The 19,018-nt window shown below is 66.9% G+C and carries 19 protein-coding genes; 8 read left to right on the top strand and 11 right to left on the bottom strand.

Translation table 11 applies throughout. From position 1 onward, the window contains the following. Positions 1-102 precede the first annotated feature (102 nt). From QX039_RS30330 to dnaK, 8 genes are all read right to left on the bottom strand, one after another. A complete protein-coding gene (locus QX039_RS30330) occupies positions 103-726 on the bottom strand; it encodes a 2,3-bisphosphoglycerate-dependent phosphoglycerate mutase (protein WP_315770638.1) in 624 nt (207 codons plus the stop codon). Positions 727-750: 24 nt separating this feature from the next. Beyond that, on the bottom strand, positions 751-1,569 hold the full coding sequence (gene dapB / locus QX039_RS30325; RefSeq protein ID WP_315770636.1) for a 4-hydroxy-tetrahydrodipicolinate reductase: 819 nt from the start codon (positions 1,567-1,569) through the stop codon (positions 751-753). A gap of 81 nt (positions 1,570-1,650) precedes the next feature. Continuing rightward, entirely contained in the window at positions 1,651-1,953 is a 303-nt protein-coding gene (locus tag QX039_RS30320; protein ID WP_315716832.1) for a DUF1330 domain-containing protein, read from the bottom strand. Between the two features lie 33 nt (positions 1,954-1,986). After that, on the bottom strand, positions 1,987-2,718 hold the full coding sequence (pyrF, locus tag QX039_RS30315; protein ID WP_315740386.1) for an orotidine-5'-phosphate decarboxylase: 732 nt from the start codon (positions 2,716-2,718) through the stop codon (positions 1,987-1,989). Positions 2,719-2,724: 6 nt separating this feature from the next. Then, positions 2,725-3,303, bottom strand: coding sequence for an NAD(P)H-dependent oxidoreductase (locus tag QX039_RS30310; RefSeq protein ID WP_315770686.1), 579 nt, complete (start codon positions 3,301-3,303; stop codon positions 2,725-2,727). Positions 3,304-3,348: 45 nt separating this feature from the next. Next, complete coding sequence (locus QX039_RS30305; protein ID WP_315740387.1) at positions 3,349-3,951, bottom strand: class I SAM-dependent methyltransferase; 603 nt, start codon at positions 3,949-3,951, stop codon at positions 3,349-3,351. A 236-nt stretch (positions 3,952-4,187) separates the two neighbouring features. Further along, positions 4,188-5,318, bottom strand: coding sequence for a molecular chaperone DnaJ (gene dnaJ / locus QX039_RS30300; RefSeq protein WP_315740388.1), 1,131 nt, complete (start codon positions 5,316-5,318; stop codon positions 4,188-4,190). 144 nt (positions 5,319-5,462) lie between these two features. After that, positions 5,463-7,358, bottom strand: coding sequence for a molecular chaperone DnaK (dnaK, locus tag QX039_RS30295; RefSeq protein WP_315740389.1), 1,896 nt, complete (start codon positions 7,356-7,358; stop codon positions 5,463-5,465). 421 nt (positions 7,359-7,779) lie between these two features. Here dnaK and QX039_RS30290 point away from each other — a divergent pair, with 421 nt between their 5' ends. Together QX039_RS30290 and QX039_RS30285 are read left to right on the top strand one after the other, a co-directional pair. Further along, a complete protein-coding gene (locus tag QX039_RS30290; RefSeq protein ID WP_315740390.1) occupies positions 7,780-9,288 on the top strand; it encodes a hypothetical protein in 1,509 nt (502 codons plus the stop codon). 208 nt (positions 9,289-9,496) lie between these two features. Further along, entirely contained in the window at positions 9,497-10,432 is a 936-nt protein-coding gene (locus QX039_RS30285) for a hypothetical protein (protein ID WP_315740391.1), read from the top strand. A gap of 164 nt (positions 10,433-10,596) precedes the next feature. On the opposite strand, the gene grpE is transcribed toward QX039_RS30285, so the two are convergent. Then, complete coding sequence (grpE, locus tag QX039_RS30280; RefSeq protein ID WP_315770633.1) at positions 10,597-11,217, bottom strand: nucleotide exchange factor GrpE; 621 nt, start codon at positions 11,215-11,217, stop codon at positions 10,597-10,599. A gap of 132 nt (positions 11,218-11,349) precedes the next feature. Beyond that, positions 11,350-12,438 (bottom strand): heat-inducible transcriptional repressor HrcA, encoded by a 1,089-nt coding sequence (gene hrcA, locus QX039_RS30275; protein WP_315740393.1) that lies wholly within the window; start codon positions 12,436-12,438, stop codon positions 11,350-11,352. Between the two features lie 184 nt (positions 12,439-12,622). Here hrcA and rph point away from each other — a divergent pair, with 184 nt between their 5' ends. Genes rph through hemW form a run of 3 tightly spaced genes read left to right on the top strand, consistent with a single transcriptional unit; the run spans position 12,623 to position 15,121 of the window. After that, positions 12,623-13,336, top strand: a complete 714-nt coding sequence (gene rph, locus QX039_RS30270; protein WP_315740394.1) for a ribonuclease PH — start codon at positions 12,623-12,625, stop codon at positions 13,334-13,336. Beyond that, a complete protein-coding gene (gene rdgB, locus QX039_RS30265) occupies positions 13,333-13,977 on the top strand; it encodes an RdgB/HAM1 family non-canonical purine NTP pyrophosphatase (protein ID WP_315770632.1) in 645 nt (214 codons plus the stop codon). Before rph ends, rdgB begins: the two co-directional genes overlap by 4 nt. After that, positions 13,964-15,121 carry a radical SAM family heme chaperone HemW gene (gene hemW / locus QX039_RS30260; protein ID WP_315770630.1) on the top strand — a complete coding sequence of 386 codons (1,158 nt, stop codon included), beginning with the start codon at positions 13,964-13,966 and terminating at the stop codon, positions 15,119-15,121. The genes rdgB and hemW overlap by 14 nt, the downstream gene beginning before the upstream one ends. A 13-nt stretch (positions 15,122-15,134) precedes the next feature. On the opposite strand, the gene QX039_RS30255 is transcribed toward hemW, so the two are convergent. Next, entirely contained in the window at positions 15,135-16,343 is a 1,209-nt protein-coding gene (locus tag QX039_RS30255) for a penicillin-binding protein activator (protein WP_315740397.1), read from the bottom strand. A 303-nt stretch (positions 16,344-16,646) separates the two neighbouring features. On the opposite strand from QX039_RS30255, the gene rsmI reads away from it, so the two are divergent. From rsmI to gshB, 3 genes are read left to right on the top strand one after another with little or no spacing between them, the layout of a single operon-like run. Beyond that, a complete protein-coding gene (gene rsmI, locus QX039_RS30250; RefSeq protein ID WP_315770628.1) occupies positions 16,647-17,606 on the top strand; it encodes a 16S rRNA (cytidine(1402)-2'-O)-methyltransferase in 960 nt (319 codons plus the stop codon). Then, positions 17,593-18,003 (top strand): YraN family protein, encoded by a 411-nt coding sequence (locus QX039_RS30245; RefSeq protein ID WP_315740399.1) that lies wholly within the window; start codon positions 17,593-17,595, stop codon positions 18,001-18,003. The genes rsmI and QX039_RS30245 overlap by 14 nt, the downstream gene beginning before the upstream one ends. Before the next feature lie 33 nt (positions 18,004-18,036). Then, positions 18,037-18,978 carry a glutathione synthase gene (gshB, locus tag QX039_RS30240; protein ID WP_315770625.1) on the top strand — a complete coding sequence of 314 codons (942 nt, stop codon included), beginning with the start codon at positions 18,037-18,039 and terminating at the stop codon, positions 18,976-18,978. Positions 18,979-19,018: the final 40 nt, after the last annotated feature.

Raw genomic sequence — 19,018 nt, 5'->3', positions numbered from 1 at the left:
CCCGCCGCAGGCGGGCGTCTCGAAGGGCGAGGCCCGGACCTTGGCCTCATGGTTCTCAAGGCGATGCGGGAGCATCGGAGACGGAACGCTTTGGGCGCGCGATCAGCCCGCCAGATCGAGCTTCGACTCCACCGTGGAGTCCGCATTCAGCCGGTAGATGATCGGCACGCCCGTCGCCAGTTCGCGCTTCAGAATGCCCTCCGGCGTGAGCTTTTCCAGCACCATGATCAGCGCGCGGAGCGAGTTGCCGTGGGCGGCGACGAGGGTGCGCTGGCCGCGGAGGACGCCGGGGAGGATCTCCTGGACGTAGTAGGGCAGCGCGCGGGCCAGCGTATCCTTGAGGCTCTCGCCGCCGGGCGGCGGGACGTCGTAGGAGCGGCGCCAGACGTGGACCTGCTCCTCGCCCCACTTGGCGCGGGCGTCGTCCTTGTTGAGGCCGGAGAGGTCGCCATAGTCGCGCTCGTTGAGCGCGAGGTTTTTGCTGGTCGGCAGGCCGGTCTGGCCGAGCTCGGTCAGGATCAGATCGAGCGTGTGCTGGGCGCGCGTCAGCACCGAGGTGAAGGCGACGTCGAAGGTCAGGCCCTGGGCCTTCAGCTTGCGGCCGGCCTCCCTGGCCTCGGCCACGCCCTGCTCGGTCAGGTCCGGATCCTTCCAGCCGGTGAACAGGTTCTTCAGATTCCACTCGCTCTGGCCGTGGCGCACCAGCACCAGGAGACGTTCGCTCATCAGTTCGCTTCCATCGACGTTGAACTAGAAAAGGTCCTTGAGGCCGAGCACGTCGTCCATCGTGTAGTAGCCCGGCGGCTTGCCATGCGCCCACAGCGCCGCCTTCAGCGCGCCATGGGCGAAGATCATGCGGTCCTCGGCCTGGTGCGACAGCACCAGCCGCTCCGAGGGACCGGCGAAGATGACGCTGTGATCGCCCGCCGCCGTGCCGCCGCGCAGCGAGGCGAAGCCGATGTCGCCGCTGCGGCGCTCGCCGGTGATGCCGTCGCGGCCACGGGCGGAATGCTCCTCGAGCGCGATGCCGCGGCCCTCGGCGGCGGCGCGGCCGAGCATCAGCGCGGTGCCCGAGGGCGCGTCGACCTTGTGCTTGTGATGCATCTCGAGGATCTCGATGTCGAAGCCGGCGTCGAGCGACTTCGCCACCTGCTTCACCAGTGCCGCCAGCAGGTTGACGCCGAGGCTCATATTGCCGGACTGCACGACGACGGCGCGCTTGGTGACGCTCTTGATGACGGCGTCGTCGGACGCGGACAGGCCGGTGGTGCCGACGACGTGGACGATGCCGCGCTCGGCGGCGATCGCGACGTTGGCGATGGTCGCGGCCGGGACGGTGAAGTCGAGGATGCCGTCGGCCTCCGCCGACATGGTCCAGAGATCGCCCGACAGTGTGATGCCGTTGGCGGGCAGGCCGGCGAGAACGCCGGCGTCCTTGCCGATCAGCTCCGAGCCGGGGGCTTCAAGCGCGCCCGCCAGCACGGCGCCGTCGGTCTCGGCGATCGCACGCACCAAGGCGCGGCCCATGCGGCCACCGGCTCCGGCAACGATCAAGCGCATCTCGGACATGTCGACTCCTCCGCCCCTTCAAGGGCTATAGCCGGGGCTGATAGCGGCGGCAACCGAGGCCGGCGGGCAGCCGGGCCGCACTCAGGGCTGCGGTCCGTCATAGCCCTCGATGATCACCAGGTCGCCTTGCGAATGCGGCGCGCGCATCGCCACCAGCCGCTGGTATTCAGGGGAATTGTAGCACGCCAGCGCGGTCGCGTAGTCCTTGAACTCGATCACGACGTTGCGCGAACGCGAGGTGCCTTCCTTGGTCTCGTACTGGCCGCCGCGGACCAGGAATTTGGCGCCGTACTGGTGGAACACGGCGCCGTTCTGCGCGACGTAGTCCTTGTAGCCGTCCATGTTGTGCACGTCGATCCGCGCGATCCAATAGGCCTTGGGCATCCCTGTCGTCTCCTTGCTCTCTGGCCCTCTTGCTCAAGCTCGGTTGGTCTTGCCGACCAGCGCGACGGCGCTGGCGATGTCGGCGACGATGCTCTCGGCGGCCGCTGCCGGATCGGCGGCGGCGGTGACCGGGCGGCCGACGACGAGGCGGTCGGCGCCGCCGGCGATCGCCAGCGCCGGGGTCATGATGCGCTTCTGGTCGCCAACGTCTGATCCCGCCGGGCGGATCCCGGGAGTCACGAGCTGCATGTCGGGGCCGACCAGCGGCCGGACCAGCTGGGTCTCCTCGGGCGACAGGATCAGGCCGTGGATGCCGATCTCCTTGGCCTGCCTGGCGCGGTGCGCCACGAGCTCCTTGACGCCCATGGCGTAGCCGGCGGCGGCGAGGTCGGCATCGTCGTAGGACGTCATCACGGTGACGGCGAGCAGCTCGAGGCTGGAGCCGGCGGCGCCGGCGAGCGCGGCCTTCATGCTCTGGGAGAAGCCGTGCACGGTGAGGAAGCGCGCGCCGAGCCTGGCGATCTGGCGGGTGGCGCGCTCGACGGTGGTCGGGATGTCGTGCAGCTTGAGGTCCATGAACACGTGCTTGCCCTCGGCCGCAAGCCGTTCGGCGAGGCCGAGGCCGCCGGCATAGGTCAGCTCCATGCCGATCTTGTAGAATGTCACGGCGTCGCCGAGCCTGATGATCATGGCTTCGGCATCCGCCACGCTCGGCAAATCGAGCGCCACGATCAGGCGGTCGCGGGGAGCAATCTCGGTCGGCATGTCACCTCACATCGTATGTTGCGCGACAACGATCAGCTCCCGCACCAGGGCGTCGAGCGCCGTGATGTCGGCGGGCAGTTTGAGCCGGTCCATGTCGTTGTAGGCCTTGTCGGCGCAGGCCAGCGCAAGCTGGCCCGGGATCACCGTCGCGTTGCAGGCAGTCAGCATCAGCCGCAACGCCGAGAGTGCACGCACGCCGCCGAAGCGGTTCTCGGAGGCGGCGGCGATCGCAAACGGCCGGCTGCGGAACACCGCGCCGCGGCTGCCCGGCGGCTCGTCGACGCGCGAGATCCAGGTGATGGCGTTGCTCAACAGCGGCGGCACCGAGGCGTTGTATTCCGGCGTCACCAGCAGCACGGCATGATGAACGCCGATCATGCGCGTCAGATTCACGGCGTGAAATGGAATGCCCGATTGCGCCTCGAGGTCGGCGTCGTAGATCGGCAGCGGGAAGTCGGCGAGCGAGATGCGTGTGACGTCGGCGCCGGCCTGCACGAACTGATAGGCGGCTGCCGCGGCGAGCTTCGCGTTGTGCGAGCCGACCCGCGTCGAACCGGGGATGATGAGGATCTTCAGCGCGGACATCGTGAGGTCGGTCAACGACCCGCCACGAAGGATCGCGGCCGCCGGTCAGGGCTTGCGATACACCCAGACGCGCGCCGGCGGAAGGTTCATCCAGATGCGCTCGGATGCCTGCGTGGTGACGCCGGGCAGCGACTTCGGAATCGGCGGCACGACGGAATAGGTGAACTGCACGAACGGCGCATTCGGCGACATGGCCGCGAACGCATCGCGGATCAGCTTCATGCGGGTCAGCATCGGCTTGGTCACGAGCGGCAGGCCGGAGACGACGGCGGAGGCCGGGGCGCCCAGCACGTTCCAGAGCGTGTCACGAAGGCGATAGGCGTCGCCCTGGACCACCTTGGCCTGCGGGTAGCGATCGCGCAGCAGGGCGCAGAAACTCGGATTGTACTCGACCAGCACCAGCCGCTTCTGATCGATCCCATGTTCGACCAGCGCATTGGTGATCGCGCCGGTGCCCGGTCCGAGCTCGATGACGGGGCCTGTCCCGTGCGGATCGACGTACTGCGCCATCGTGCGGGCCAGCAGCCGACTCGACGGCATGACGGCGCCCATGTGCAGCGGCTTTTCGATCCATGAGCGGAGGAAGCGCACTTCGTCGTCCAGACGGAGAGGCTTTTTCGACGCACGCACGGACGTTTGCAAGGGCATCTCAGTACCAGACGGGACCGTCTTCACGGCGATGTCAGAAAAGAGTCACAAAGACGTATAGGGCGCAGGCGGGGCGGTCAAGCCGAACCGTAACGTACGATTAAGGCTGGCGGGTCCGCGCTCTTACAGTTGCATTCGATAATTTTTTGCATGTGCAAAGCAGCAAATTGGCTCGACACATGAATCCCGAAGTCATTCGGCGAAACCACCCGGCCGTGCTTGCTTGAACTCACGGCTCAGCTCGCCGCCTTGCCGAAGAAATCCTTGACCTTGGTGAAGAAGCCAGCCGCCTCGGGCTGGGTCGCTCCCGAGGACAGCTTCTCGAACTCGGCCAGCAGCTCTTGCTGCTTCTTGGTCAGGTTCTGCGGCGTCTCGACCACGATCTGGACATACATGTCGCCGGTCTGGCGCGAGCGCAGCACCGGCATGCCCTTGGCCGCGATCCGGAACCGGCGCCCGGACTGCGCACCGGCGGGAATCTTAACCTTGGTCTTGCCCTTGTCGATCGTCGGCACCTCGAACTCGCCGCCAAGCGCCGCCGTCACCATTGAGATCGGCACCCGACAATGCAGGTCGGCGCCGTCGCGCTGGAAGAACTCGTGCTGGGTCAGCGACAGGAAGATGTAGAGATCGCCGGGTGGTCCGCCGCGCAACCCCGCCTCGCCCTCGCCGGCAAGACGAATGCGGGTGCCGTCCTCGACGCCCTGGGGAATGTTGACGGACAGCGTGCGGTCACGGGTGACGCGGCCGGAGCCGGAGCAGGACGGACAGGGGTCCTCGATCATCTGGCCACGGCCGTGACAGCCGGGGCAGGTCCGCTCCAGGGTGAAGAAGCCCTGCGCCTGCCGCACGCGGCCGGCGCCGCCGCACATCGAGCAGGTCTTCGGCTTGGTGCCGGCCTTGGCGCCGGTGCCGGAGCAGGATTCGCAGGTCACCGAGACCGGAATCTCGATCTGCGCCGTCTTGCCCTGGAACGCCTCTTCCAAGGTGATTTCCATGTTGTAGCGCAGATCGGCGCCGCGCTCGCGCCCGGTGCCGCCGCGTCGCTGCCCGGCCATGCCGAACAGGTCCTCGAAGATGTCAGAGAACGAGGAGGCAAAGCCGGCGCCGAAGCCGTGCGCGCCACCCATGCCGCCCTGCTCGAAGGCGGCGTGGCCATAGCGGTCGTAGGCGGCGCGCTTGTCGGCGTCGCGCAGCACCTCGTAGGCCTCGTTGATTTCCTTGAATTTCACTTCGCTGGAGGCATCGCCCGGATTCTTGTCCGGATGCCACTTCATGGCCAGCTTGCGGAAGGCGGCCTTGAGCTTGGTCTCGTCGGCGTCGCGCTCGACTTCCAGGGTCTCGTAGTAGCAGCGCTTGGTGGACATCAATCAAACCCGCCCGAACTTCGCCCAATAGGAACGGCTGGCGCGATCGCCGCGCGCGTTCCGGTCAATGAAAATGACCCCCATCCAACGAGCCGCAAAGTGCGCTCTTTGGCATGGGGGTCATGGTCACTACCTCTGCCTCAGTTAAGCAGATTTCTTCTTGTCGTCGTCGACCTCGGTGAACTCCGCGTCGACCACGTCATCCTTGGCGGCGTCGCGGGCCGCATCGGTCTCGGCCTGCTGCTTGTACATGGCCTCGCCGAGCTTCATCGACGCCTGGGCCAGCGTGTTGGTCTTGGCCTTGATCGCCTCGGCATCGTCGCCCTTCAGCGCTTCCTTGAGATCGCTGACGGCATCCTCGATGGCGCGGCGCTCGGTGTCGGCGACCTTCGAGCCATGCTCGGCCAGCGCCTTCTCGGTGGAGTGCACCAGCGCGTCCGCATGGTTCTTGGCGTCGACCGCCTCGCGGCGCTTCTTGTCCGCCGCGGCATTGGCCTCGGCGTCCTTGACCATCTTGTCGATGTCGGCTTCCGACAGACCACCCGAGGCCTGGATGCGGATCTGCTGCTCCTTGCCGGTGGCCTTGTCCTTGGCCGAGACGTTGACGATGCCGTTCGCGTCGATGTCGAACGTCACCTCGATCTGCGGCATGCCGCGCGGGGCCGGCGGAATGCCCATCAGGTCGAACTGACCGAGCATCTTGTTGTCGGCCGCCATCTCGCGCTCACCCTGGAAGACCCGGATGGTGACCGCGTTCTGATTGTCCTCGGCGGTCGAGAACACCTGGCTCTTCTTGGTCGGGATCGTGGTGTTGCGGTCGATGATGCGGGTGAACACGCCGCCCAAGGTTTCGATGCCGAGGGACAGCGGCGTCACGTCGAGCAGCAGCACGTCCTTGACGTCGCCCTGCAGCACGCCGGCCTGAATCGCCGCACCGATCGCCACCACCTCGTCGGGGTTGACGCCCTTATGCGGCTCCTTGCCAAAGAACTGCTTCACCATCTCCTGGATCTTCGGCATGCGGGTCATGCCGCCGACCAGCACCACTTCGCCGATCTCGCCGGCGGTCAGGCCGGCATCCTTCAGCGCCTTGCGGCACGGCTCGATGGTCTTCTCGACGAGGTCGGCCACCAGCGCCTCGAACTTGGCACGGGTCAGCTTCATCGTCAGATGCTTCGGACCGGACTGGTCCGCGGTGATGAAGGGCAGGTTGATCTCGGTCTGCGTGGTCGACGACAGCTCGATCTTGGCCTTCTCGGCAGCTTCCTTGAGGCGCTGCAGGGCGAGCTTGTCGTTGCGCAGGTTGATGCCCTGCTCCTTCTGGAATTCGTCAGCGAGGTAGCTGACCAGACGCATGTCGAAGTCTTCACCGCCGAGGAAGGTGTCGCCGTTGGTCGACTTCACCTCGAACACGCCGTCGCCGATCTCCAGGATCGAGACGTCGAAGGTGCCGCCGCCGAGGTCGTACACGGCGATGGTGCCGGCCTTCGTCTTGTCGAGGCCGTAGGCGAGCGCAGCCGCGGTCGGCTCGTTGATGATGCGCAGAACCTCGAGGCCCGCGATCTTGCCCGCGTCCTTGGTGGCCTGGCGCTGGGCGTCGTTGAAGTAGGCGGGGACGGTGATGACGGCCTGATCGACCTTCTGGCCGAGATGGGCTTCCGCGGTCTCCTTCATCTTCTGCAGGATGAAGGCGGAGACCTGCGAGGGCGAATAGGTCTTGCCGTCGGCCTCGACCCAGGCGTCGCCGTTGCCGGCTTTGACGATCTTGTAGGGGACGAGCTTCTTGTCCTTCTCGACCATCGGGTCGTCGTAGCGGCGGCCGATCAGTCGCTTGACCGCGAAGAAGGTGCGCTCGGGGTTGGTCACGGCCTGGCGCTTGGCCGGCTGGCCGACCAGGCGTTCGCCATCGTCACTGAACGCGACGATCGACGGCGTCGTGCGCATGCCCTCGGCGTTCTCGATGACTTTCGACGATTTGCCGTCCATGACGGCCACGCACGAATTCGTGGTGCCGAGATCGATCCCGATGACCTTTCCCATGGTCTCATATTCCTTCTTTTTGCGGCAGGTTGGGTGGGGCCCTGACGGCGCCCCCATCCAAAACCCCCTCAGATCAAATGCTCGCGATATTGCGACGATGAGCGTCATATAGGAGGGGGGGACTGGCCCGCAAGGACCGGACCAGGGGTTCGACCCAACGAAAATCACGGCCGTCGCCGAACGACCTCATGGAGACATCAGAGCGGCCCATCGGAATTGGCGGCGACGCGAAACGGCGGCTCGGACCGGAGGCGACTGCGCGAATCCACCTGCCGGCACGTCGAATGGCCCCGTGCGAAATAGGAGGGTGCGATCGCGGGCAAGTGCGACACATCCGGTACCGCTGATCTGCCCCAATGACCGAAATGCGTTGTTAACCCACGGGCCCTAGCCTGCCGCACTCCTGGGACGGGAATGAGGCATGGTCATCGACTCCGATTGGGGCTTTCCGCAGCGCGCGCGCGAAGCCGGCCAAGCCACGTTCCCGGGACTGCTGATCTGTGCCATCGTGGTTGCAGCGGCGTGGCTGCGGTACGTCCTTCCCCTCAATGTCGATGTCAGCTGGTGGCTCCTCGTCAGCGAGCGCATGCTCGATGGACAGCGGCTCTACGTCGACATCCTCGAGACGAACCCGCCGATGGCTGGGTCGGTCTATCTGCTGGCCGTCGCGCTGGCGCGTGCGATCCATCTCAGGCCCGAGCTGGCGACGAATATCCTGATCTTCGTGCTGACCGCGGCATCCCTGACGCTGGTATGGCTGCTGCTGCGGACATCGGCCCTGCGCCATCGCCTCGCCGACGGCAGGCTGGCGGCGTGGACGACCGCCCTGCTTCTGATCGCGCCGATGTATGATTTCGGCCAGCGGGAACATCTGGCCCTGATCACGATATTGCCGGCGATCGCGGTGTACATCCTGCGCGCCAGGCGCGAGCGGGTGGCCCCGGCGGCCATGCTCATCGCCGGTCTCAGCGCCGGTCTCACGATGAGCTTCAAGCCTTATTTCGCCTTCAGCGTCGGCTTCTGCATACTCGCCGCCGCGGCTCAGGCGCGCGACTGGCGCGTGCTGTTCGCGCTGGAGAACTGGATCGCCGCGGCCCTGGTGCTGATCAACGCGGCGTGCATCTATCTGTTCTTTCCCGAATATTTCACGGTCATCTATCCGCTGGTCCGCGACGTCTATCTGCTTCTGAAGGCGCCCGTGCCGACCATCCTCGTGACCCTGCCGATGGGCCTGTGGCTGGCTGCAGCAGTCATCGTCCTCATTCTTCAGCGCACGCAGCACGAGCGCGACGCCGCATCGTTCACCACATTGGCCGCATCACTCGGGTTCCTGGTGTCATTCGTCGCGCAGCAAAAGGGCTGGGGCTACCATGCCTATCCGATGGTGGCGCTGGCGCTGCTTGCCGCCGGCCTTGCCGTGTCGGCGATCGACGCCAGCCGCGACGCGCGACGCTGGCCGCGTGCCGCCACCGCTCTCGCCGGCGCCGTGCTCTTCGTGCAGACCTGCTTCTGGTTCAATGGTAGTGTCGACGTCCAGCAGATCGAAGCCCAGGTGGCCCGGCTCGGGCCGCGCCCGAGCATGCTGGTGCTCAGCGCGGCGGCGGTCATCGGGCACCCCATGGTGCGGACCCTTGATGGCACCTGGATCTCGCGCCAGGAGGCGTTCTGGGTCCGGGAAATCGTTCGCCGGTCGCAACAAGACGGAACCATCGATTCACAAACTGCGCAGAGGCTCGCGCCCTATGTGGAACGTGAACGCGCCGGGATCATCGCCGACTTCCGGAGGCAACCGCCCGACGTCGTCCTGATCGACAATCAGAACAGCGACTGGGGCGACTGGGCGCGTTCCGACCCCGAGATCAGGGCTCTGCTCGCGCCCTATGTGCTGGTGCAGACCGTCGATGGCGTCGAAATCCTGAAGCGCGGCTAGCACGGCACCGTCATCAGCCCGCCTTTCGAGGCGAAATGACCTGGGAAATGCGACCCGCAGGGCGCGCTGATCGCCGCAGGCGATCAAAACCGCGCGCCCGGCCTGTTGCGGGGGGCGCAAAGCCGCTAAAAGCGTGCCGCCGACGACCACGCTGGCGAGGACCCCCCACCGCCTCGGCGCGAGGCCTCGGTCAACGAGGCAATGTTTGATGATGATCGTTCGACTCTTCGCCGCGGCTACCCTGCTGATGTCGCTGCTGCACTCCGCCATGGCCGCCGAAGCCATATTTCCGCCCGGCGTCCGCATCGGGCTCGCGCCGCTGGTGGGGCTCGCCAAGGCCAAGACGTTTTCCGGCTTCGAAACCGAGGACCAGAGCGTCAAGGTGCTGCTGACCGAACTGCCGGCGGCCGCCTATGGCGAGGTGAAGAATGCGTTTACCGCCAATCCCGCCGGGACCGGCAGCGTCAAGCCGGAGAGCATCGAGACCGCCGCCGGCACCGCCTACTACACGGTTGAGAACGGTCGGGATGGCGCCACGCCGGTGCGGCGCTACTCGATGATCCTGCCCGGCAACGGCTTCTCCGGCTACGTGGCCGTGCAGATCCCGGAGACCGCGAGCCGGATCTACACCGACGATGCCGTGCGTCAGATGTTCGCCTCCGCCGTCGTCCGCAAGGACGTTCCCGTCGACGAGCAGCTCGCGATGATGCCGTTCAAGGTGACCGAGCTCTCCGGGTTCAAAACCATCCGCACGCTCGGGCCGGGTGCCTTGATCCTGGCCGACGGCGAAGAGGACAAGGGCTTCGAAGCCGCGCCCTTCGTGGTGATCGGGCTCGTGGCCGGGGTGGCCCCGGAGGCGGGCGACCGCGCGCGTGTCGCCCAGCAGGCGGCCACCACCATTCCGGGCGTCCGCGAAGCGCGCATCACGATGTCCGAGCCGATCCGCATCGACGGCCAGCCGGCCTACGAGACCCGGCTCGAAGCCACCAGCGGCAAGGACAATACGCCGGTGACCGTGGTGCAATGGCTGCGCTTCGGCGGGCCGAATACGCTGCGGATCATCGGCAGCGCGCCGCGCGATCAGTGGTCGGTAGCCTTCCCGCGCTTCCGCGCCGTCCGCGACGGCATCCAGCCGAGAGGCTAAGCCCAACTCGGTATCCGGACGCCGCGGTCTCATCGGCCGCGGTCCACTTGCCGCGACACGAACTACAAACTCGCGCCGACAAACAAGAAGCCACGGGCATCACCGCCCGTGGCTTCTTCGTTGGACTGATAGGACGGCAGGAGAAGGCCTGCCTATGCTCGCCGTCACGCGGCGCTGTTCGATTGATCGTTGCTCGGCGCAGGCGCCGCCTTCGCGCCACCCTTGGACACGCCGACCAGCGCGGGACGCAGGATGCGCTCGCCGATCATGAAGCCGGCCTGCACGACCTGCACCACGGTGCCCGACGGCACCGACGAATCCGGGACCTCGTACATCGCCTGCTGGAAGTTGGGGTCGAACTTCTGTCCCGTCGGATCGAACTTCTTGACGCCGTTCTTCTCCAGCGTGTTGAGCAGCGAGCGCTCGGTCAGCTCGACGCCCTCGATCAACGATTTGAGGCCTGCATCGGCATTGGCGCGTGTCTCGGCCGGCACGGCATCGAGCGCGCGCTGCAGATTGTCGGCGATGTCGAGCACGTCGCGCGCGAAGCCGGTGATGCCGTACATGCGTGCATCGGCGACTTCACGGGCCGTCCGCTTGCGCAGGTTCTCCATCTCCGCCAGCGTGCGCAGCATCTTGTCGCGCGCGTCGGCCGCCTCCTTGACAAGGGCCTCGGCCGAGCCGGTCTCAGGATCGTCGGGCATGATGTAGGGCTTGGAGACGACGGGGTCGCTGGCCTGCGCCGGGTTTTCCGGATCATTCTTGTGCAGGTCGGGATCGGTCATGGACAGACTCGCAAGTTCGGCTGACGGGTTTGGGGGATATGGGGCGGGATATCGTGCTTTGGGCGTCGAAAATCAAGCGCAGCCTGACCATCGCGCCCGGAGGCGCTGTCCGCGGGTTAACCAAGTCACGCGTCAGCCGCCCAGCAGCCGGCTGACCAGACGCGCGGCATAATCGACCGTCGGGATCACCCGGGCATAGTTGAGCCGGGTCGGACCGATGACGCCGAGCACGCCGACGATGCGACCCGTGGCGTCGGAATAGGGCGATACGATCGTCGACGAGCCCGACAGCGAGAACAGCTTGTTTTCCGAGCCGATGAAGATGCGGACACCTTCCGCGCTCTCTGCCCGTCCAAGGAGATCGACGACGCCGCGCTTGGTCTCGAGATCGTCGAACAGCCGCCGCACGCGCTCGAGATCTTCGAGCGCATGCAAGTCCTCGAGCAGGTTGGCGTGGCCGCGCACGATGAGCTGCCGCTCGTCGCTGTCCCCTCCGGACCAGCTCGCGACACCGGCGGCGATCACCTTCTGCGTCAGCAGGTCGAGCTCGGCGCGATCATGCGCCAGCGCCGTCTCGAGCTCGAGCCGTGCTTCCGCCAGCGTCCGGCCTCTGATGCGGGCATTGAGGAAATTCGACGCCTCAGTCAGCGCCGAGGATGGCACGCCCGGCGGCAGAACCAGAACCCGGTTCTCGACCTGCCCGTCCTCGCCCACCAGCACGACCAGCGCACGCTCGGGCTCGAGCCTGACGAACTCGATGTGCTTCAGCCGGGTGTTGGATTTGGCGGTCAGAACCACGGCAGCGGCACGGGTCAGACCCGACAGCCGGGTCAGCGCCTCGTCCAGGGCGGCCTCGACCGATTGCGCCCGCCCGACCGCGGCGAGCTGGCTCTGGATCGATTGCTGCTCAGCCTCGGTCATGTCGCCGACCTGCATCAGGGCATCGACGAAGAAACGCAGGCCGGCCTCGGTCGGCAGCCGGCCGGCCGAGGTGTGCGGCGCGTAGATCAGGCCGAGCTGCTCGAGATCGGCCATGACGTTGCGCACCGAGGCCGGCGACAGCGGAACCGCGATCAGCCGCGAAATGTTGCGCGAGCCGACCGGCTCGCCGGTCGCCAGATAGCTTTCGACGATCTGCCGGAAGATCTCGCGCGAGCGCTCGTTGAGCTGCGCCAGACCGGCCGGCGGTGTCATCAGGTTGATCGGATCGTGGTGGGCCACCAGATGCTCTCCTCGCAGCTGCCTATAATGTGTCCATGCGGCGGCTCGGTGGCAAGCCGGTCGTCGCGCGCTCTCGGGCGCGACGAGGCCATGATAAACCCTTGATAAGCCCTTGCCGCTGCCGGTCGCGGCTCCTACAAGGCCGGTCAAAGTCGGTCTTTCGCGCGCTTTCACGGAGAGAATCATGCGGCCGAGCCGCCGTGCACCGGATGAACTGCGGGCCGTGAGCCTGGAACGCGGCGTCGTCAAATACGCCGAGGGCTCCTGCCTGGTGAAGTTCGGCGACACCCATGTGCTGGTCACCGCCACGCTGGAAGACCGGCTGCCGCCCTGGCTCAAGGGCCAGGGGCGCGGCTGGATCACGGCCGAATACGGCATGCTGCCGCGCGCCACGCTGGAACGGACCCGGCGCGAGGCCTCCGCCGGCAAGCAGACCGGTCGCACCGTCGAGATCCAGCGTCTGATCGGCCGCTCGCTGCGCACCGCGATCGACCTGGAAGCGCTCGGCGAGCGCCAGATCACGGTCGATTGCGACGTGCTGCAGGCCGACGGCGGCACGCGCACGGCGTCGATCACCGGCGCCTGGGTGGCGCTGGCCGACTGCATCAAGTGGATGAAGTCGCGCAACATGATCAAGACCGAGGTGCTGCGCACCAACGTCGCCGCGATCTCGTGCGGCATCTACAACGGCACACCGGTGCTGGATCTCGACTACGCCGAGGATTCCGAGGCGGAGACCGACGCCAATTTCGTCATGACCGGCGACGGCCGCATCATCGAGGTGCAGGGCACGGCGGAGAAGACGCCGTTCACCGAGGCCGAGCTCCTGGCGCTGATGGCACTGGCCCGCAAGGGCGTGGCGCGACTGGTCGACCTGCAGAAGATGGCGGTCGCGTGAGTAGCGGTCATCGCAAGCTCACGGGGCGCCTCGTCATCGCGACCCACAATCCCGGCAAGCTTGCCGAGATGCGCGAGCTGCTCGCCCCCCATGGCGTCGAGGCGGTGTCGGCCGGCGATCTCGGCCTGGACGAGCCGGACGAGACCGGCGAGACCTTCCAGGCCAACGCCCGCATCAAGGCGGTCGCCGCGGCCAAGGCCGCGCAGCTTCCTGCCTTTGCCGACGATTCCGGTATCGTGGTTCATGCGCTCGATGGGGCGCCGGGGATCTATTCGGCGCGCTGGGCCGGACCGGACAAGGATTTCACCAGCGCGATGGCGCGGATCGAGCGCCTGCTGCAGGAGCGGGGCGCGAGGAGTGCCGACAAGCGCACCGCGCATTTCGTCTCGGCGCTGTGCGTGGCGTGGCCGGACGGTCATGTCGAGGAGGTCGAGGCGCGGGTCGACGGCACCCTGGTCTGGCCGCCGCGCGGCACGGCGGGCTTCGGCTACGACCCGATGTTCCTGCCCGAGGGCCACGACCGGACCTTCGGCGAGATGACCAGCATCGAGAAGCATGGCCTGCCGCCGCTCGGGCTCGGCCTGTCGCACCGGGCGCGCGCCTTCGTGAAGCTCGCGGAGATCTGCCTTGACCAGCGCTGACAGCGAAGCGTTCGGCGTCTATGTGCACTGGCCGTTCTGCCTGTCGAAATGTCCGTATTGCGACTTCAACAGCCATGTCCGGCATGCCGCCATCGATCAGGACCGCTTCGCCCGCGCCTTTGCGCAGGAGATCGCGACCACGGCCGCCCGCATCGGGCCGCGCACCGTCACGTCGATCTTTCTCGGCGGCGGCACGCCGTCGCTGATGCAGCCGCAGACGGTCGGCGCGATTCTCGACGCGATCGGCCGCCACTGGCACGTCGCTGGCGATGTCGAGGTGTCGCTCGAAGCCAATCCGACCAGCGTCGAGGCGACACGCTTTGCCGGCTATCGCGCCGCCGGCGTCAACCGGGTCTCGCTCGGCGTCCAGGCGATGGACGATGCGTCGCTCAAGATGCTGGGACGCCTGCACACCGCCGAGGAGGCGATGAAGGCGGTGGCCATCGCGCGCAATGCGTTCGAGCGTTATTCGTTCGATCTGATCTACGCCCGGCCCGACCAGACGCCGGCGATGTGGACCGAGGAGCTGACGCGCGCGATCGGTGAGGCGGCTGAGCACCTGTCGCTGTATCAACTGACGATCGAGGAAGGCACGCCGTTCTTCGGCCTGCACGCCGCAGGCAAGCTGAAGACGCCGGATGAAGGCCTGGCCCGGACCTTATACGACGTCACGCAGGAGATCTGTGGCCGTCACGGACTGCCGGCCTATGAGATCTCCAATCATGCCCGCCCGGGCGCGGAGTGCCGGCACAATCTGATCTATTGGCGCGGCCACGAATATGCCGGCATCGGCCCCGGCGCCCATGGTCGTCTCGACATCGGCGGCATCAGGCATGCGACCGCGACCGACAAGCGGCCGGAGGCCTGGCTGATGCGGGTGGAGTCCAACGGTCATGGTGTGATGACCGACGACGAGCTCAACCGCGAGGAGCGCGCCGACGAATTCCTGCTGATGGGGCTGCGTTTGGCCGAAGGCATCGACCCCAGGCGGTATGCCGCGATCTCCGGCCGTGCGCTCGATCCGCGCCGCATCGCGCTGCTGCGCGAGGAGGGCGCCATCGCGGTCGATCCGGATGGACGGCTGCGCGTGACTCAGGATGGCTTTCCGGTGCTCGACGCGGTCGTCGCCGATCTCGCCGCCTGAAGGATGCTGCGACTCACGTCGCGCTGAAGCTCTTCGGCGCGCCGGCGACCGTTTGTCCGCCACCCGAACCGACGCGCATCACGGCAAGCCCGCGCTCATTGGTGCCGTCGCTGCGGAACCGGAACAGCCCATCGATGCCGGCAAAGCCCGATGCATTGGTCAGGACATCGGGCGCGAAGCGCTGGTTGCCCTGGGTGCGCGCCAACGCGGCCACGAGCGCCACCGCGTCGTAGGCGAGGGTTGCCGTGCGCACGGGATCGCCACCGAACCGCGTCCGGTAGCGACCGGCGAAGGCGCGGAAGCCGGAGGGATCCGGCGCAGCATAGAGGCCACCCTGCAGGCTGGCGCTGGCATAAACGCGCGGATTGTCCCACAGCCCCGTGCCGAGCAACTGAATGTTGCGCAGATTGGCGCCGGCAGCGGTCAGCGCATCGGCCGTCGCCGCGACCGATTCGCCGTCGTCGGCAAGCAGCAGCGCATCGGCACCGCCGAGCGCCTGCGCCACCGTGCGCGCAGGCCCGGCGCGGTCGCTGGAATATTTCTCGAACGCAACGATGCGTCCGCCGCGGCGGCTGACCGCGGTCTTGAACGCACCCTCGACGACGGTGCCATAGGCATTGTCGGGCAGCAGCGCCGCGAACGAGCGTTTGCCGACGCTGGCGGAATATTCGACGATGCGGCTGGCGTCGGACTCCGGCAGGAAGCTGAGCAGATAGACGCCGCGCCCCGCCACGCTCGAATCGGTCGAGAAGGCGATGACCGAGATGTTGCGCGCGCGCGCCACCTGGGCGGTCGCCGGTACCGAGCCCGCGAACAGCGGACCGAGAATGATCTCGGCGCCTTCGTCGCAGGCCTGTTGCGCGCCCTGCTGCGCCCCTTGCGGGCTGCCGGCGTCGTCCTTGATCAGGAGCTGGATGTTGGGGTTCTGAAACTCGGCGAGCGCCATCTCGGCCGCGTTCTTCATCGATTGCGCAGCCACGCCGGCATTGCCCGACGCCGACAGCGGCAGAATCAGCCCGACCTTGACCTGGCCGTTACCGGCAACCGCCGGCTGCTGCGGCGGTCCCGCCGGCGCCGTCGGCTGCTCGAACGGATTGAAGCCCTGCTGGACGTTGGAGCACGCCGACAGCAGCGGCGCGCCGACGATCAGGCCCAGCGCCGTTCGCCGGGCGACCCCATGGGGTCCCGGACCGAGAGAGTTGGGATGACGCGGGCCCACCATGGCATCTCTTCGTTCGGCCAAGACCGGCCAGAAGTTCCCCAAACGCACGTCCGCCAAGCCGTGCTGATTCACTCATATTGTCGACGAATAGTTAAGCAAAACAAAAGGCTGTCACCGCCACAAAGCCGATCAATTCGACGTTTTGCACGGCCTATCCCCCGCTCGTACACATCCCCATTGACGTGCAGTTTCGGACTTGAAGGTTCGATGAACGGCCACGCGCCCATGCCGATCGGAACTTCAAAATTGCTGCGCGGTTGTTCCCCTGTGGCAATCCCGCGGCATGCCCTTTAAATTACCTCGATGGGCGCGAAGGCAATCCCCAAGACGTCGCCAGACGACGGCAAATCTTCCACCACGTCGACCTACCTGGTGGCGGGTCAAATCGTCGTGGCACCCAAGGCACGGCCTGGATTGCATCTGGTGGCAACGCCGATCGGCAATCTCGGCGACATCACGCTGCGTGCACTGGAAACCCTGGCCGGCGCCGACATCATCTTCTGCGAGGACACGCGAATCACGCGGCGCCTGACCGAGCGCTACGGCCTGGGCGCGGAACTCGCAGCCTATCATGAGCACAATGCCGAAGCGGTCAGGCCGCGGATCCTGCAACGTCTGGCCCAAGGCGCAGCCATCGCGCTGGTGTCGGACGCCGGCACGCCGCTGATCTCCGATCCCGGCTACAAGCTGGTGCGCGAGGCCTGTGAGGCCGGACACGCCGTCACCGCGCTGCCGGGACCTTCCGCCGTGCTCGCGGCGCTGAGCGTGGCGGCGTTGCCGACCGACCGCTTCTTCTTCGAGGGATTCCTGCCGGCCAAGCAGCAGGCGCGGCGCACGCGGCTGTCGGAGCTCGCGCGGATCGAGGCGACGCTGGTTCTGTTCGAGGCGGGCAGCCGGGTGCAGGAGACGCTGGCCGATCTCGCCGATGCCATGGCTGGGCGTCAGGCCGCGATCTGCCGCGAGCTCACCAAGCTGCACGAAGAGGTGCTGCGCGGGGCAATCGGCGATCTCGCTGCACGGGCCGGCGATCTCGAAACGCGCGGCGAATTCGTGCTGGTGATCGGTCCGCCGCCGCGCGATGCCGAGGTGCTGACCCAGGACGCGCTGGACGCCGTGCTCAGGGATCTGTTGCAGCGATCGAGCGTCAAGGACGCCGTAATGCATGCCGTCGAGCTGTCGCGCCGGCCGCGACGCGAGGTGTATGCGCGCGCGCTCGAGCTCTCGAAGGGCGCGCGGTCGGGGGAGGCCGATGGCAAAGACTGAGCGTGCCTCCCCAGACAAGCCGGCGAAGACGGCGGCACCCGAGCGCGTCGCCGCCTTCCGCACTGGATTGTCGGCGGAAGCCCGTGCCGCAGCACTGCTGATCGCCAAGGGCTACCGCATCCTCGCCAAACGCTTCCGCACGCCCCATGGCGAGATCGACATCATAGTGCGCAAGCGCAGCCTGGTCGCCTTCGTCGAGGTCAAGGCGCGCGCCTCGCTCGACGATGCGGCCTATGCCGTGACGCCTCGCCAGCAGCAGCGCATCATCGATGCCGCCCAGGCCTGGCTGATGGCGCATCCGGACCATGCCGAATTCGAGCTGCGCTTCGATGCGATTCTGGTTGCGCCGCGCAGCCTGCCGCGCCATCTGATGGCGGCCTTCGACGCCAGCACCTGACATGAACTGACTGCAGAGAGCAGGGACCTGCCCATGAAACTGAATGTCGCCGTCCAGATGGATCCGATCGCGCGCATCAACATCCGCGGCGACTCGACCTTTGCGATGCTGCTCGAAGCACAGCGGCGCGGACATGGCCTGTGCTACTACACGCCGGACAAGCTGTCGCTGCGCGGCGAGGAGCTGTACGCGCCGGTGCAGGCGCTGACCGTGCGCGACCAGGTCGACGACCACTTCACGCTCGGCGAGCCCAAGCCGACGGCGCTGACCTCGTTCGACGTCGTGCTGCTGCGCCAGGATCCGCCGTTCGATCTCGCCTACATCACCTCGACGCACTTCCTCGAGCGCATCCATCCGAAGACGCTGGTGATCAACGATCCCGCCAGCGTGCGCAACGCGCCGGAAAAGCTGTTCGTGATGAACTTCCCCCAATTGATGCCGCCGACCCTGATCTCGCGCGATCTCGACGAGATCAACGCCTTCCGCGATCAGCACGGCGCTGTCGTGATGAAGCCGCTGCATGGCCATGGCGGCGCGGCGGTGTTCCGCGTCATGCCGCAGGACATGAATTTCGGCTCGCTGTTCGACATGTTCTCGGTGACGTTCAAGGAGCCCTGGGTGATCCAGCGCTTCCTCCCCGAAGTGAAGCATGGCGACAAGCGCATCATCCTGGTCGACGGCGAGTTCGCCGGCGCCGTCAACCGCGTGCCGGCGGCGGATGATCTGCGCTCCAACATGGTGCGCGGCGGCGCCGCGCAGGCCACCGATCTCAGCGCCCGTGAGCGCGAGATCTGCGACACGCTGGGTCCGGAATTGCGCGCGCGCGGCCTGCTGCTGGTCGGCATCGACGTCATCGATGGCAACCTCACCGAGATCAACGTGACGTCGCCGACCGGCATCCGCGCGATCTCGCGGCTCGGGGGCCCCGACATCGCCGCCCGCGTATGGGACGTCATCGAGAGCAAGCGGCGCTGATCAGGCACCGTCCCACATGGCTGGGGATAAGGCCAGCCAA

Source organism: Bradyrhizobium sp. SZCCHNR1043 (genome assembly GCF_032489675.1).
GTDB lineage: Bacteria > Pseudomonadota > Alphaproteobacteria > Rhizobiales > Xanthobacteraceae > Bradyrhizobium.
This window is presented reverse-complemented; position numbering and strand designations above follow the sequence as displayed.

Excerpts from the sequence above, each read along its gene's own strand:
- QX039_RS30330 (WP_315770638.1), bottom strand. The coding sequence starts at position 726 with ATGAGCGAACGTCTCCTGGTGCTGGTGCGCCACGGCCAGAGCGAGTGG.
- dapB (WP_315770636.1), bottom strand. The coding sequence starts at position 1,569 with ATGTCCGAGATGCGCTTGATCGTTGCCGGAGCCGGTGGCCGCATGGGC.
- QX039_RS30320 (WP_315716832.1), bottom strand. The coding sequence starts at position 1,953 with ATGCCCAAGGCCTATTGGATCGCGCGGATCGACGTGCACAACATGGAC.
- pyrF (WP_315740386.1), bottom strand. The coding sequence starts at position 2,718 with ATGCCGACCGAGATTGCTCCCCGCGACCGCCTGATCGTGGCGCTCGAT.
- QX039_RS30310 (WP_315770686.1), bottom strand. The coding sequence starts at position 3,303 with ATGTCCGCGCTGAAGATCCTCATCATCCCCGGTTCGACGCGGGTCGGC.
- QX039_RS30305 (WP_315740387.1), bottom strand. The coding sequence starts at position 3,951 with ATGCCCTTGCAAACGTCCGTGCGTGCGTCGAAAAAGCCTCTCCGTCTG.
- dnaJ (WP_315740388.1), bottom strand. The coding sequence starts at position 5,318 with ATGTCCACCAAGCGCTGCTACTACGAGACCCTGGAAGTCGAGCGCGAC.
- dnaK (WP_315740389.1), bottom strand. The coding sequence starts at position 7,358 with ATGGGAAAGGTCATCGGGATCGATCTCGGCACCACGAATTCGTGCGTG.
- QX039_RS30290 (WP_315740390.1), top strand. The coding sequence starts at position 7,780 with ATGGTCATCGACTCCGATTGGGGCTTTCCGCAGCGCGCGCGCGAAGCC.
- QX039_RS30285 (WP_315740391.1), top strand. The coding sequence starts at position 9,497 with ATGATGATCGTTCGACTCTTCGCCGCGGCTACCCTGCTGATGTCGCTG.
- grpE (WP_315770633.1), bottom strand. The coding sequence starts at position 11,217 with ATGACCGATCCCGACCTGCACAAGAATGATCCGGAAAACCCGGCGCAG.
- rph (WP_315740394.1), top strand. The coding sequence starts at position 12,623 with ATGCGGCCGAGCCGCCGTGCACCGGATGAACTGCGGGCCGTGAGCCTG.
- QX039_RS30255 (WP_315740397.1), bottom strand. The coding sequence starts at position 16,343 with ATGGTGGGCCCGCGTCATCCCAACTCTCTCGGTCCGGGACCCCATGGG.
- rsmI (WP_315770628.1), top strand. The coding sequence starts at position 16,647 with ATGGGCGCGAAGGCAATCCCCAAGACGTCGCCAGACGACGGCAAATCT.
- QX039_RS30245 (WP_315740399.1), top strand. The coding sequence starts at position 17,593 with ATGGCAAAGACTGAGCGTGCCTCCCCAGACAAGCCGGCGAAGACGGCG.
- gshB (WP_315770625.1), top strand. The coding sequence starts at position 18,037 with ATGAAACTGAATGTCGCCGTCCAGATGGATCCGATCGCGCGCATCAAC.